The sequence below is a fragment of the Oceanobacillus sp. FSL K6-0127 genome, from assembly GCF_037983385.1.
GTDB lineage: Bacteria > Bacillota > Bacilli > Bacillales > Amphibacillaceae > Oceanobacillus > Oceanobacillus profundus.
The window spans coordinates 578,321-592,761 of sequence record NZ_CP150287.1; the positions used below are offsets into that span (position 1 = coordinate 578,321).

The 14,441-nt window shown below is 38.5% G+C and carries 16 protein-coding genes; 15 read left to right on the top strand and 1 reads right to left on the bottom strand.

Annotated elements, in window-relative coordinates:
• Positions 1 to 6 precede the first annotated feature (6 nt).
• The 5 genes from MHH64_RS02735 to rsmI all read left to right on the top strand — a co-directional run bounded on the left by MHH64_RS02735 (position 7) and on the right by rsmI (position 3,292).
• Positions 7 to 831 carry a stage 0 sporulation family protein gene (locus MHH64_RS02735; protein WP_095313927.1) on the top strand — a complete coding sequence of 275 codons (825 nt, stop codon included), beginning with the start codon at positions 7 to 9 and terminating at the stop codon, positions 829 to 831.
• Between the two features lie 14 nt (positions 832 to 845).
• Entirely contained in the window at positions 846 to 1,193 is a 348-nt protein-coding gene (yabA, locus tag MHH64_RS02740) for a DNA replication initiation control protein YabA (protein ID WP_095313925.1), read from the top strand.
• A gap of 222 nt (positions 1,194 to 1,415) precedes the next feature.
• On the top strand, positions 1,416 to 2,159 hold the full coding sequence (locus MHH64_RS02745; RefSeq protein ID WP_118889295.1) for a tRNA1(Val) (adenine(37)-N6)-methyltransferase: 744 nt from the start codon (positions 1,416 to 1,418) through the stop codon (positions 2,157 to 2,159).
• The gene (locus MHH64_RS02750; RefSeq protein WP_303450038.1) at positions 2,149 to 2,415 is read left to right on the top strand and encodes a GIY-YIG nuclease family protein; all 267 of its coding nucleotides are present in this window, start codon (positions 2,149 to 2,151) and stop codon (positions 2,413 to 2,415) included. The genes MHH64_RS02745 and MHH64_RS02750 overlap by 11 nt, the downstream gene beginning before the upstream one ends.
• Position 2,416: 1 nt before the next feature.
• Positions 2,417 to 3,292, top strand: a complete 876-nt coding sequence (gene rsmI, locus MHH64_RS02755; RefSeq protein WP_340002656.1) for a 16S rRNA (cytidine(1402)-2'-O)-methyltransferase — start codon at positions 2,417 to 2,419, stop codon at positions 3,290 to 3,292.
• A 157-nt stretch (positions 3,293 to 3,449) separates the two neighbouring features.
• Here the strand turns inward: rsmI and MHH64_RS02760 are convergent, their stop codons facing one another.
• A complete protein-coding gene (locus tag MHH64_RS02760) occupies positions 3,450 to 3,725 on the bottom strand; it encodes an AbrB/MazE/SpoVT family DNA-binding domain-containing protein (protein ID WP_095313918.1) in 276 nt (91 codons plus the stop codon).
• 410 nt (positions 3,726 to 4,135) lie between these two features.
• On the opposite strand from MHH64_RS02760, the gene metG reads away from it, so the two are divergent.
• From metG to purR, 10 genes are all read left to right on the top strand, one after another.
• A complete protein-coding gene (gene metG, locus MHH64_RS02765; protein ID WP_303450043.1) occupies positions 4,136 to 6,154 on the top strand; it encodes a methionine--tRNA ligase in 2,019 nt (672 codons plus the stop codon).
• Positions 6,155 to 6,370: 216 nt separating this feature from the next.
• On the top strand, positions 6,371 to 7,138 hold the full coding sequence (locus tag MHH64_RS02770; protein ID WP_340002657.1) for a TatD family hydrolase: 768 nt from the start codon (positions 6,371 to 6,373) through the stop codon (positions 7,136 to 7,138).
• Between the two features lie 258 nt (positions 7,139 to 7,396).
• Positions 7,397 to 8,614, top strand: coding sequence for a ubiquitin-like domain-containing protein (locus MHH64_RS02775; protein ID WP_340002658.1), 1,218 nt, complete (start codon positions 7,397 to 7,399; stop codon positions 8,612 to 8,614).
• A gap of 218 nt (positions 8,615 to 8,832) precedes the next feature.
• Positions 8,833 to 9,399 carry a ribonuclease M5 gene (rnmV, locus tag MHH64_RS02780; RefSeq protein WP_095313912.1) on the top strand — a complete coding sequence of 189 codons (567 nt, stop codon included), beginning with the start codon at positions 8,833 to 8,835 and terminating at the stop codon, positions 9,397 to 9,399.
• Positions 9,392 to 10,267, top strand: a complete 876-nt coding sequence (gene rsmA / locus MHH64_RS02785) for a 16S rRNA (adenine(1518)-N(6)/adenine(1519)-N(6))-dimethyltransferase RsmA (RefSeq protein WP_118889292.1) — start codon at positions 9,392 to 9,394, stop codon at positions 10,265 to 10,267. Before rnmV ends, rsmA begins: the two co-directional genes overlap by 8 nt.
• A 256-nt stretch (positions 10,268 to 10,523) precedes the next feature.
• On the top strand, positions 10,524 to 11,396 hold the full coding sequence (gene yabG, locus MHH64_RS02790) for a sporulation peptidase YabG (protein ID WP_118889291.1): 873 nt from the start codon (positions 10,524 to 10,526) through the stop codon (positions 11,394 to 11,396).
• A gap of 373 nt (positions 11,397 to 11,769) precedes the next feature.
• Positions 11,770 to 12,036 (top strand): Veg family protein, encoded by a 267-nt coding sequence (locus tag MHH64_RS02795; protein ID WP_095313908.1) that lies wholly within the window; start codon positions 11,770 to 11,772, stop codon positions 12,034 to 12,036.
• Between the two features lie 239 nt (positions 12,037 to 12,275).
• The gene (locus MHH64_RS02800; RefSeq protein WP_095314433.1) at positions 12,276 to 12,455 is read left to right on the top strand and encodes a small, acid-soluble spore protein, alpha/beta type; all 180 of its coding nucleotides are present in this window, start codon (positions 12,276 to 12,278) and stop codon (positions 12,453 to 12,455) included.
• A gap of 190 nt (positions 12,456 to 12,645) precedes the next feature.
• Entirely contained in the window at positions 12,646 to 13,500 is an 855-nt protein-coding gene (gene ispE, locus MHH64_RS02805; protein ID WP_118889290.1) for a 4-(cytidine 5'-diphospho)-2-C-methyl-D-erythritol kinase, read from the top strand.
• Between the two features lie 65 nt (positions 13,501 to 13,565).
• A complete protein-coding gene (gene purR / locus MHH64_RS02810; protein WP_118889289.1) occupies positions 13,566 to 14,396 on the top strand; it encodes a pur operon repressor in 831 nt (276 codons plus the stop codon).
• Positions 14,397 to 14,441 lie beyond the last annotated feature (45 nt).

Sequence of the window (14,441 nt, forward strand, 5' to 3'; positions counted from 1 at the left end):
AATGTAATGATTGAAGTTATTGGTGTCCGTTTTAAAAAAGCGGGTAAAATATATTATTTTGATCCAGGAACAGATACGATTTCCTTGGATAGTTATGTTATAGTAGAGACAATACGAGGGATTGAATTTGGGAAGGTAGTTATTACGAATAAACATGTTGATGAAGAAGATGTTGTCCTCCCATTGAAAAAAGTAATCCGTATTGCTGACGAGAAAGATAAGCTATCCGTTTTAGAAAATCAAGAGCAAGCGGACAAAGCATTTCATATATGTTCAGATAAGATTGAGCAGCATAAGCTTGATATGAATCTGGTTGAAGTAGAGTACACATTTGATCGCAATAAAATTATTTTTTATTTTACAGCAGATGGCAGGGTCGACTTCCGGAACTTAGTGAAGGATTTGGCCTCCATGTTTAAAACGAGAATTGAACTACGCCAAATTGGTGTGCGCGATGAAGCGAAAATGCTTGGTGGTATTGGACCTTGTGGCAGAATGCTTTGTTGTTCAACGTTTTTAGGGGATTTCGAGCCAGTATCAATAAAAATGGCGAAGGATCAAAATCTTTCCCTTAATCCTGCTAAAATATCTGGGTTATGCGGTAGACTCATGTGCTGTTTAAAATATGAAAATGATACGTATGAAACTGCAAAGCGTGATTTGCCGGATATTGGCGAAGCAATTGTAACGCCATATGGAAAAGGAAAAGTAGTTGGTCTCAATATACTTGAGCGGCTCATCCAAATCGAAATTCCGGAAAAAGAACGCGTTGTTGAATATACTTTAGATGAATTAATAGATGAAGGAATTTTAGCGCAAGCCACAGAATGATGAGGTGAGTGGGCGTGAGGAACAGAGAAATTTTTGACCAGGTTTCGGATATGGAAAAGCAAATTGGTGAACTGTATGAACAGCTTGGTGATTTAAAGGGGCGATTAAGTGAGTTGCTCGAGGAAAATCATCGATTAGCTGTAGAAAATCACAATTTGCGTAATCATCTCGATCATCAAAAGGAAGCTGCGGATGAAGCGTCAGATAAGAAAACTTCCAAAGGTAGCTTCCCTGGTGAAGGGTATGATAATCTTGCTAGATTATATGAAGAAGGTTTTCATATATGTAATCTGGAATTTGGAAGCCCAAGGAGAGATGAAGACTGTATTTTCTGCCTTGACTTTTTTGAGAAAACAAAATAAAAGCTTTTTTGCATACGTGCAACGAAGGTATTCGCATAGGGAGACACGAACTCCAACTTAGAAGGGATCCTTAGAAAGCAAAGAACGACCATCTAAGGATCTCTTTAACGGATGCCACGTTTTTTAAATGAAGGCTATTACTGCTGTCTCGATATATGTCCGAGGCAGCTTTCTTTTCATTAGACAGTTTTTTGAACAACGTTAAATAGTAAGGAGTTAACCATGGTACAATTATTTAATGACGAACGTATGGATTATTTGTTAAATGATGAGCAGATGCAAATTATCCAAAGCCCAACAGCTTTTGCCTTTTCCCTGGATGCAGTATTACTTGCTCATTTTGCCTATGTGCCCGTAAAGCGAGGGAAAATATTGGATTTATGCACCGGCAATGGTGTCATTCCCCTGCTCCTATCAAAAAGAACAAACGCTGAAATAACAGGTGTAGAAATTCAAGAGCGGATTTTTCATATGGCAGAAAGGAATGTGGAGTTAAATAAACTTTCCAATCAGTTAATGATGCTACAAGGCGATTTAAAGGAAATGCAGCCGATACTCGGACAGAGCAGTTTTGATGTCGTTACGTGTAATCCTCCATATTTTAAAACACCTTCCCGTACAGAACATAATCATAATGAATTTTTGACGATTGCTCGGCATGAAGTATTTTGTACGTTAGAAGATGTTGTAAAAGCTTGTAAATTACATGTTCGACCAGGCGGTAAAGTCGCGATGGTCCATCGACCAGGGAGACTCGTTGATATAATAGAGCTTTTTAGAAAGTATAAATTAGAACCAAAGCGTATGCAGCTTGTATATCCGAAGCGGGAAAGGGAAGCAAATATGCTTTTAATTGAAGGTGTCCGGGATGGGAAAGCAGACTTGAAAATCCTGCCGCCATTATATATCTATGAAGAGGACGGTACGTATACCAAGGAAGCAGAGGAAATTATTTATGGTATGTGAACATGTTGTCTACATTCTTCGATGCAAGGATGGTTCACTTTATACAGGATATACAAATAATTTAGAGCGTCGCTTAAACATGCATGAAACTGGTAAAGGTGCGAAATATACACGTGGAAGAGGGCCTTTTCAAGTTGTATTTGTGGAACGTTTTTTGACGAAGGAAGCAGCGATGCAACAGGAATATCGGATTAAACAGCTTTCACGAAATGAAAAAAAGCTGCTGATTCAGGAAAAGCAGAAGGAGACGTTGTAATATGAACATTCAAAAGAGCTTTGACGATGAAAAAGCAGGCGTTTTATACGTTGTTCCAACACCGATTGGTAACCTTGAGGATATTACCTATCGCGCGCTGAAAATTCTAGAATCTGTTAGTTTAATTGCAGCCGAAGATACAAGAAATACAAAAAAGCTTCTAAATCATTTTGAGCTTACAACGCCTTTGATTAGTTATCATGAACATAATAAAGTAGCTAGGGAAGAGCAGCTATTGGAAAAAATCAAGCGTGGCGAATCAATCGCTATTGTAAGTGATGCCGGAATGCCGACGATTTCGGATCCTGGGGTTGAAATTGTTCAAGCTGTAATTGAAGAAAATCAAAACGTCGTCGTCCTGCCAGGTGCAAATGCTGCATTATGCGGCTTAATTGGTTCTGGTTTACCAACAGATGAATTTTATTTTTATGGATTTTTACCAAGAAAGAAGAAGGATAAAGCGTCTGAGTTGGATCGTTTAAAACGGTTGAAAGCAACATTGCTCTTTTATGAGTCTCCATATCGAATAAAGGATACGTTAAAGATAATTCATGAACAGCTTGGAAATCGGAATATCGCAATTGCCCGTGAATTGACGAAACGATTTGAAGAATTTGTTCGGGGAGCTGTGGAGGAATTAATTGAGTGGGCTGAAAGTCAGGAAATGCGCGGTGAATTTGTGCTCGTCGTCGAAGGGTCAACCCTTGCTGCAGAGGAAGAAGCCGATAACTTATGGTGGGAATCATTATCTGTTGTTGCGCATGTTAATCATTATATTGAAGAAAAAGGATTTTCGAGTAAGGATGCAATCAAGCAAGTGGCGGTTGATCGAAATATTCCAAAACGCGATGTTTACCAGATGTATCATATTGGATGAGCAAGTTGAAAGGTGAAAGGATATTTCAAGATTATAAATAAAATTAATGAATTTTTACTTCATCCACTAAAAAAGAGAGTTGACGTGCTATCAACAAGCGTCAGCTCTCTTTGTGATTGTAGTTTTAGTTTATTCCTGGTTTGGAGACTTGCGCCAACTATTTTAAGCGCGATTGAATTTCTTCTAAAAGTGCGTGTGCGCCTTCTGGGCTAACGACAAGCTTTCCATGAGCTAGAGACAGATTATCGTCCGAAATTTCGCCTGTAATTTGGCAAGTCATATTTGGCTTATATTTCTTAAGGACAATTTTATCATTGTCTACGTAAATTTCCATTGTATCTTTTTCATGGATATCTAGTGTGCGTCGAAGTTCAATAGGTATGACTATTCGCCCTAGTTCATCAACTTTACGTACAATACCAGTAGATTTCATTATTTTCCTCCCCCAAGGTTTGGGAAAAAACACGAAAAAATTCTTCTCAGAAAGAAGATATTTGTGCTTTTTGCCTTAATTTTTTTCTTTGGAACAAAAAAACGCCATATTTCGACACCTATATTAGCATTAGGATATCAACTATTGATTATTCTGTCAACAAATTTTAGTATTAGTGGGAAAATTTATTTATCTAAATAATCGGTTTAATATGTTGGTTAACTATAATAATAAATACATACGAAGTTGCTTTTTTTAACTAGCTTAAGCGCCCGAGGCTTAGCGAGACTATCTTCAACTTATGAGACGTTATATACTTTTGTTCTATTACACAGCATTTGGCAAATTGCGTTATAATAGCTACAATAGATTTTATAAAATAATTTGGTTTGGACCTAGGAGGTAAATGCATGTCACAGGATAGAAAGACTTTTTATATAACGACCCCAATTTATTACCCGAGCGGAAAGTTACATATTGGGAATGCCTACTCAACGATTGCTTGCGATGTGATGGCACGTTATAAGAGAATGACAGGGTTTGACGTTTTCTACCTAACAGGTAGTGATGAACATGGGCAAAAAATTGAAAACAAAGCGAATGAGTTAGGCATTACGCCACAGGAATATGTTGATGGTATGGCTGAGAGCATGCAGGAGTTATGGAAACTGCTTGATATAAGCAATGATAAATTTATCCGCACAACGGATCAGACACATAAACAGGTAGTTGCCGATATTTTTGAACGCTTTTTAGAACAAGGAGATATTTATTTAGATGAATATGAAGGCTGGTATTCGATTCCAGACGAAACGTTCTATACGGAAACACAATTAGTCGATGTAGAGCGTGATGATGCCGGAAATGTTATTGCTGGAAAATCACCAGATAGCGGGCATCCGGTGGAATTGATTAAAGAGGAATCGTATTTCTTTAGAATGAGTAAGTATGCGGATCGCCTGCTGGATTATTACAATACACATGCAGACTTTATTCAACCGGAATCTCGTAAAAATGAGATGATTAACAACTTTATTAAACCAGGATTAGAGGATTTAGCGGTATCGCGTACCGTTTTCTCTTGGGGAGTGAAAGTACCGAGCAATCCGAAGCATGTTGTCTATGTATGGATTGATGCCTTATCTAACTATATAACGGCATTAGGCTACGGAACAGATAATCAAAGCCTATTTAATAAATATTGGCCAGCAGATGTGCATATGGTTGGAAAAGAAATCGTTCGTTTCCACACAATTTATTGGCCAATTATGTTAATGGCACTTGACTTACCATTACCAAAGAAAATCTTTGGCCATGGCTGGTTACTAATGAAAGACGGCAAAATGTCGAAATCAAAAGGAAATGTTGTTTATCCAGAAATGCTTGTGGAGCGCTATGGTTTAGATGCTCTGCGCTATTACCTAATGCGTGAAGTGGCATTTGGAAGTGATGGCATCTTTACACCAGAGGATTTTGTTTCGCGAGTTAATTATGATTTAGCGAATGACTTAGGGAACCTATTAAATCGTACGGTAGCGATGATTAACAAATATTTTGACGGCGAAGTTCCTGCACTCGATGGAAATGTCACAACTTTTGATGAAGATTTGAAGGCTACAGCAGAAAAAACAATTGCTGATTATCAAGAAGAAATGGAGAACATGCAATTTAGTAGTGCCCTAAGCCATGTTTGGACATTGATTTCCCGTGCGAACAAGTATATCGATGAAACAGAGCCTTGGAAGCTTGCTAAGGAAGCAGATAAGCAGTCAGAACTTTCTAGTGTTATGGCTCATTTAGCTGAAAGCTTACGTGTTTCTGCAATTCTTTTACAGCCATTCCTGACGCATGCGCCGAAGGAAATATTTGCGCAACTAGGTATCCATGATGATGCTGCAGGTGATTTTGCAACTGTTCATTTCGGTCATTTCCCAGGAAATACGAAAGTTATAGCGAAAGGGACACCAATCTTCCCGCGTTTGGATATCGATGAGGAAGCTGGTTATATTCGTGAACAAATGGCTGGTGGAACTAAGCTGGAAGAGGAAGAAGCTAGTGATTGGGACCCAACGGAAACAGAACTTGTTTCAACGAAGGATAAGCAAATTAAATACGATGATTTTGATAAAGTCGAATTAAAGGTAGCTGAGGTGATTGATTGCAGCAAAGTGGAAGGTGCTGATAAGCTGCTAAAATTCCGCCTCGATGCTGGCGACAAGGCACATCGCCAAATTTTATCAGGGATCGCTGAATTCTATCCAAACCCAGAAGATTTGATTGGGAAGAAGGTAGTTATTGTAGCGAACCTAAAACCACGAAAAATGCGCGGAGAAATTAGTCAAGGTATGATTCTTTCTGCTGAGCATGATGGTCAATTACAAGTGATTGAAGCACCAGTTAATGCTCCAAATGGATCTGAAATTGCATAACGATTAATAAATACCCTGCTGATTTCTTAGCAGGGTATTTGCAATTAGATGATCAAATTGGAGCACTTTTTTAGGGGAATGCTGATGATTAAAGGAAAAATGCTGAAGTTTACATTATAATTATTGAAGTTCACAATAGTAGCCAGGAGGAGTGACAGTCCGAGCCAGCGCACTAACTCTAAGCTTAACAATTTACAAATGAAAAGGATGAAAAATATGCTATTTGATACACATGTCCACTTAAATGCAAGACAATTTGCAGAAGACCTGCCAGAAACAATCAGTCGGGCGTTAGATGCAGGTGTTACGCGAATGGTTGTTGTTGGATTTGACCGAGAAACGATTCCACTTGCAATCAAAATTGCAGAACAGAATGAAAATATTTATGCAGCTGTTGGCTGGCATCCAGTCGATGCGATTGATATGACAGAGGGAGATCTTGCTTGGATTGAGGAATTATCGGCCCATCCAAAGGTTGTAGCCATTGGTGAAATGGGGCTGGATTATCATTGGGATAAATCCCCGAAGGACGTACAAAAGGAAGTATTCCGAAAGCAAATCCATTTAGCTAAAAAGGTAAAGATGCCAATTATTATCCATAACCGTGAGGCAACAGAAGATATTATCGAGGTTTTACAAGAAGAAGATGCGAAGGAAGTTGGAGGAATCATGCATTGCTATAATGATTCCATAGATTATGTCCAAGCATGTCTGGACATGAATTTCTATATTTCACTTGGCGGCCCTGTTACGTTTAAAAACGCACCATTACCGAAAGAGGTTGCAAAGCAGGTACCACTAGACAGATTATTAATTGAGACAGATGCACCTTATCTCGCACCACACCCAAATCGCGGGAAGCGTAATGAGCCGGCGTATGTAAAATTAGTAGCGGAAAAAATTGCTGAATTAAGAGGAATAAGCATTGAAGAAATTGGTGAAGCTACAACCCGAAATGCATGTAATTTATTTGATGTGAAGTAAAATAACAGTAATTTTATGTAACAATACGCCCTAAATATGGAAGGAAAAAGGAGACTGATAACGCTAGCAGTCTCCCTTTTATTTCAATTATGTAACATAGAATAACATTGATTTATCAAGGTTAAATTTGTTTTTGTAGACTCAATTCCATAGAAAATAAAAAATGCGTAATATAACTGTAAATGAATCGTAACCCCAGTGGCTTTGACTTTGCCACTCTCTGTTTATATAATCAATTGGGAATAAGGGGGCAGGCACATGGAATTAGTTCATAAGCTTTTGCCGGCATCGAAAAAGAAGCTGGTTATTTCAAGTATTGGTGTTTTAGCACTTGTTTTATTTTCAGTGTTTGTACTAGTGGAAGCAACGAAAGCTGAAGTAGTAATGACAGACAACGGAGAAATACAAACAATCAGCACAAACTCAAATACAGTTGGAGACTTGCTTCAAGAACTAGGAATAACTGTTGGAACGTACGATTTCTTATCTCATGGTGAGGCAGAATCCATTGAAGATGGAATGGAAATAACGTATAAGACTGCAAAGCAAATTACAGTAAGTATTGATGGTAAAGAACAGGTTTATTATACAACTGCAGATACAATTGAAGATTTCCTAAGTGAACAAGATTTATCTTTCCAAGAACGTGATGAAATATCTCATCAGCCAGCAGAGGTAACGGAAGATGGCTTACATATCGAGGTTGAGAAGGCATATCAGGTAACTATCAATGACGGCGGCGAAAAGAAAAAGGTCTGGACAACAGGTGGAACAGTAAACGATCTGCTAAAGGAAGCTGATATAGACTATGAAAAAGACTCGGATGATCGAATCACCCCAGCGCTTGATGAAGAAGTAACCAAAGGGAAAACGATTGCCATTGTACGTGTAGCTATCGAAGATGAAGAAGTTACAGAAACCATCGCATTTGACATAGAAGAACGTCAAGATAGCTCGCTTTTAAAAGGGGAAGAGAAGGTTATTTCAGAAGGTGAAGAAGGCACGGTTACAAAGCGTTTTAAAGTAACCAAGGAAAACGGTGAGGAAGTAAGCCGTGAATTAGTTAGTGAAGATGTAAAAGAAGAAAGTGTTACGCGTGTGGTAGCAGTTGGTACAAAGGAAGAAGTCCAGGAGTCAAATCTTGTTACACTTGCTAATGAAACACCAAAGGACAGTAGTCAAGACGGGGAAACAATAACAGTGACAGCAAGTGCATTTACGTCAGAATGTGGTGGATGTTCAGGTGTAACAGCTACAGGAATTAATTTGGGAGCTAATCCGAATATGAAAGTAATTGCTGTGGACCCGAATGTAATTCCACTTGGATCGAAGGTATGGGTTGAAGGCTATGGAGAAGCAATTGCAGGTGATACAGGCGGGAATATAAAAGGAAATCGCATCGATGTCCATGTACCATCCAAATCTGATGCTTATTCATGGGGAGTGAAAACCGTTCAAGTTAAGGTGTTGAATTAATAAGATACGTTTTTATCATACTATGAAGGTTTGTTGTAATCTCTACTGTGAAGTTTCACTTTATAAACGATAGAATAAAATGCTCTTATCATGCTAAAATGGTAAGAGCATTATTTTATTATAGAAGGTGCTTAAAAAGTCCAGTATTTTTGCTTAAAATACTCCGGTCATCTAACATTTTTAGAACCGTATAAAGATAAAGCAGTGGAGGAAATCGATTGAAAATAAAAGAAATTATTGTTGTTGAAGGAAGAGACGACACAACGAAAGTTCAACAAGCAGTTGACGCAGATACAATAGAAACGAATGGATCAGCTATTAATAAAGAGACGTTAGCTCGAATAAGACATGCGAAAGAAAAGCGCGGTGTCATTATTTTTACAGATCCAGATTATCCTGGTGAGCGTATCCGCCATATTGTCGATCAAGCTGTTCCAGGGTGTAAGCATGCTTTTCTTACGAGAGATCAAGCAAGGGCCAAGCATCCGAAAAATAAAAGTCTCGGTATTGAACATGCTAGTATCGAAACGATTCGGCATGCACTAAAAAAGGTATATGAATTAGCAGATATACGCGAAAGTGAGATTGAAAAAGCAGATTTAATTGAACATGGTTTGATTGGTGGACGGGAAGCAAGCATACGACGGGAGAAACTTGGTGAATTCTTGCAAATCGGGCATACGAATGGAAAGCAGCTGCTGAAACGACTAACACAATTCCAAATAACAAAAGCACAATTTGAGCAAGCTATAAAAGTGATCCAACAGGAGGAAAAGGATGTCTAAAAAATATATAGCAACTCCTTCAAGAACGAAAGAGATTTTAAATAAATACAAGTTCTCTTTTAAAAAGAGTCTTGGACAAAACTTCTTGGTAGATGTCAATGTATTAGAGAATATTATTAAACATGCTGGGATTGATGAAGCAGCTGGTGCAATTGAGATTGGACCAGGGATGGGGGCGTTAACGGAACAGCTGGCAATTCATTCAGACAAGGTTGTAGCTTTCGAAATTGATCAGCGGCTCTTGCCAATCTTGAAGGATACGCTTCACGATTATTCCAACGTAGAAGTTATTCATCAGGATATTTTAGAAGCGGATGTGGAAACTGTTATTCGTACACATTTCAAACCAGATCAGCCAATTCATGTTGTTGCAAATCTGCCTTATTATATTACGACACCGATTTTAATGAAGCTTGTTCGTGATAGATTACCGGTAACAAGCTTGACTGTTATGATTCAAAAAGAGGTTGCAGAACGAATGGCTGCAAAGCCGAATAGTAAGAGCTATGGATCACTGACCATTGCCGTTCAGTATTACACAGAGGCGAAAGTTGTTATGACCGTACCGAAAAGCGTGTTTATGCCACAGCCAAATGTGGATTCGAGTATTTTGCAGCTTGTAATAAGGGAAAAGCCTCCGGTTGAAGTAGTAGATGAAGATTTCTTTTTTGAGCTTGTGCAAGCATGCTTTGCGCAAAGAAGAAAGACATTGCGCAATAACCTAACTAGCTTTTTTAAAGAGCAATTTACAAAAGAAGAAATTACATCGATTTTAGATACCACTGGAATCGATGGTTCCAGACGGGGTGAATCACTTAATATGGAAGAGTTTGCCTTACTTTCGAATACATTTTATAAAAATAAATAATGCAAAAAAGCTATTGTTGTATTGCTGTGACAATAGCTTTTTTGACAAATAAAAAAATTTAAATCTTCTCTATCATTTATCTTTGTTTTCTAACGTCCACGAGCTCCCCAGATTTCCTCAGGTCCTTACGAAGTGTATTTATGTAGGGATTCTTCCTTTTTAAATTTTCATGAACGCCCATGCCTGATATTTCTAAGCACAGGCTTCTAGGCCATCACATAGTCTATAGAATAACCGAAGGCTAAGAGGTGGATATATGGGCATAACTATTGGAGAACTTGTTACACGTAGTTCCTATCAGCATGACCTGCTATTCCGTGTAGCCGCAATAAATAAAAACACAGCAATTTTACATGGTGCAGAAATGCGACTTGAGGTAGATGCTCCACTTCATGATCTTGTTGTAGCAAAGCGTCAGGATGTAGAAAGGCGGCAACAGAAGGAAAAGGAGAAAGAAGAATTTTCCTATCGATTATTTCGTCAGGATTATCAGTTGATGAAGGAAAAAAGAATGTACCATTCAACGGATGGTTATTTGAATAATGCCAAATTTTTTCAGCTCCCTGCGAAGGTCCTCCATTTAGATGGAGACCCGATGTACTTAAGAAAATGTATTTCCCTGTACCAGCGCATTGGGTTACAGGTGCATGGAGTTCATTTAAATGAGAAAGAAATGCCGGATGAAATTGGCGGCTTAGTAGAAAGAATAGGACCGGATATTATCGTTATTACAGGGCATGATGCTTATTCAAAAAATAAAGGATTTAAAAATGACTTACGAGCCTATCGTCATTCTAAATATTTTGCCGAAACTGTACGAGAGGCAAGGAGGAAAAGCTCTAATTTAGACCAGCTTGTTATCTTTGCAGGTGCTTGCCAATCACATTTTGAATCACTTATACGTGCTGGAGCCAATTATGCCAGCTCTCCATTAAGGGTAAATATTCATGCATTAGACCCTGTTTATATTGCGGCTAAAATAGCCTATACCCCATTTATGGAGAGTGTTAGCGTATGGGATGCATTACGCAACACGATGACGGGGGAAAAAGGAATGGGTGGAGTGGAGACGAGAGGTCTACTTCGTACAGGTTTGCCTTATTTAGAAAATGGTGAGGATGAGGAATAAAAGAATATTGCTGTCCTTTCTAAACAAAGATAACTAAAAAAATACTGAAATGCCATCCGCGTCCAAGAAGCGTTCAATCTGCAGGGGACTTCTCTCACCTCGTTACATCGCTAACTGGGCGCTTCTGCTTTTATAGTAAGGGGTGAGTATTCAAAAGGAATTTAGCACCGCGAAATGGTGTATTTAAATTTATGCTAAAGTTCGATAAAAATTTTCGGCAAAATTATACATAAATTGTTAACATATGCAAATAATATAAGAAATAGACAAAAATTATTGTTGACAGGTAAAAAGACTTACTGATATAATATTAAGTTTTGTTTGACTGTCGGACAAGTTTATGTTACACTATTAACTAGTGAGGTGGAGTGTAGTGGCTAAAACATTAATCGAAATTAAGCAAGGTCTTGAATGCCATGTTGGAAAGCGGTTGAAATTAAAAGCCAATGGAGGGAGAAGGAAAACGGTGATACGATCGGGAGTACTTGCAGAGACGTATCCTTCAGTCTTCATTGTTGAGCTTGACCAAGACGAAAATGCATTCGAACGTGTTTCATACAGCTATGCAGACATATTGACAGAGACGGTAGAATTAAAATTTTTAGATGAACGGAATAAAGCGTTATTAATGGAACAGTAGACAGTTGTCTGCTGTTTTTTATTGGAAAAAAGTGTGAAATTTAATCGGTGTTTTTAGCTGCCAAAATTCCAAAGTGCGGGCTAGTCTGTACACCACTAATTAGGCACTTCTGCTTTTGTCCTAAAAGGTGTAACTTTCCATTGTTTCATACTTCTTACTCGTTTTGATTTAGCATATAGACATAAACTAAGCATGTCGTAAGGGTAAACTAACTTAAAATGGAAAGGGGCTGTTCTTTCGTGGGAAGACGTAGAGGAATGATGTCAGACCAGTTGAAAGAAGAAATTGCTAAGGAGTTAGGGTTTTACGACACTGTCCAACAAGAGGGCTGGGGTGGCATTAAAGCGCGTGATGCAGGTAATATGGTGAAACGCGCAATTGAAATAGCCGAGCAGCAAATGCAAAGGGGCAAATCCTAAGGGGTTTGCTTCTTTTCATATTTAGTTAAAAAGTCGACCGTTTTTTAGGAAGTGAAAACCATTTGCACTCAATCTTCACCCTTTCACATGCCTTTCAAAACTTGACCTAACTTCAATCTGGTCGCCTATGCTTTTTTAATATGGTACAATTATTTATATTTTTTAGTACGTGGCAAGGTAGGTGACGTTAATGACAATAATATTGGAAAAAGCTCCTGCAAAAATTAATTTATCCCTTGATGTATTAAGAAAACGAACGGATGGGTATCATGATGTAGAAATGATTATGACGACGATTGATTTAGCTGATCGCATTGAATTGTATGCTTTGGAAGAGGATAAAATTGTGATAGCTCTTGAAAGCAGGTATGTACCAAATGATGAACGGAACTTGGCATATAAGGCCGCACGTGCTTTTAAAGATACCTATGGAATTAAGACAGGTGTCCATATTAATATGGAAAAACATATACCAGTGTCAGCAGGTCTTGGCGGGGGGAGTACAGATGCGGCAGCAGTACTCAGAGGGCTCAATCGATTATGGTCATTAGACATCTCACTCGATGAGTTGGCAAAGCTTGGCTCTACAATTGGTGCGGATGTGGCGTTTTGTATCTATGGTAACACCGCAATTGCGCGAGGTTATGGAGAAAAAATCGAAAAGCTACCTTCTCCACCCCCTTGTTGGGTAGTATTAGCAAAGCCGGATATTGGTGTATCGACGAAGACAATTTTTGGCCAAGTGAACGTGGACAAACTTACCCATCCTAATACAAATCAAATCCTGCATGCAATCGAAAAGCAGGATTTCAATAACCTTTGCAGGCATATTGGCAACTCCTTAGAATCTGTTACGTTTAAGCTCCATCCAGAGGTGGAACGTATTAAAGAAACAATGATTCAAGCAGGTGCTGCTGGTGTTTTAATGAGCGGGAGTGGACCTACGATTTACGGATTGGTTGAGCACCAAAGTAAAGCAAAGCGAATCTATAACGGAATGCGCGGATTTTGCGACGAGGTTTACCTTGTTCGATTATTAGGGTAAATATTGCCAAAAAACGTATGAAAATGGTATATTATTAATTAAATATACGGTTTTGAGGTGTGAAAATGAAAAGAAGTAACCGGTTAGTTGTTTTGACTGATTTCTTTCTGGAGAACCCACGGAAACATATACAATTACCTTATTTTGTAAGGTTATGTGATACAACGAAGTCTTCTATTAGCGAAGATTTAGATATAATACATGCTGTTTTTCAAAGTCAAGGCATGGGATATCTGCAACGATCCACTGGTGCTGGTGGAGGGGTGAAGTATATCCCTGAATATTCGCAGGAAAATAATATGCAATTTATTGAGGAGTTACGAAAAAAATTAGAAGACCCGAGCAGAATATTGCCAGGGGGATACCTTTACATGAGCGATTTACTTGGTGACCCACAGACCGTCAGAGAAATCGGTCGTGTATTTGCTTCGAAGTTTTCCAAAATGGATATTGATGTGATTGTAACAGTAGCAACGAAAGGGATTCCTTTGGCATATGCTGTTGCATCTTTCTTGAATGTACCAGTAGTCATTGCAAGAAGGGACCCCAAGGTGACAGAAGGATCATCGGTTAGTATTAACTATGTATCTGGTTCGTCTAGGAAAATACAAACAATGGTCTTACCAAAACGCAGTCTGGAAGAAGGGGCAAATGTTTGCATCATCGATGACTTCATGAAAGCTGGCGGAACAATTACAGGTATGATTAATCTGTTATCTGAGTTTGATGCCCATGTTCAAGCGATTGGTGTACTTGCAGAAGCAGACGACGAAGAAGAAGAACGAATTGTCGATCATTACACATCACTTGTTAAAATATCAAATGTAGATATGCGACATCATACGATTGAAATTCAAGCAGGGAATTTTGTGGAAGATCTCACCAATTTTGAATGATCCCGATTGAAAGATGGCAATTTATGAATGAATCCACCTTTTTCT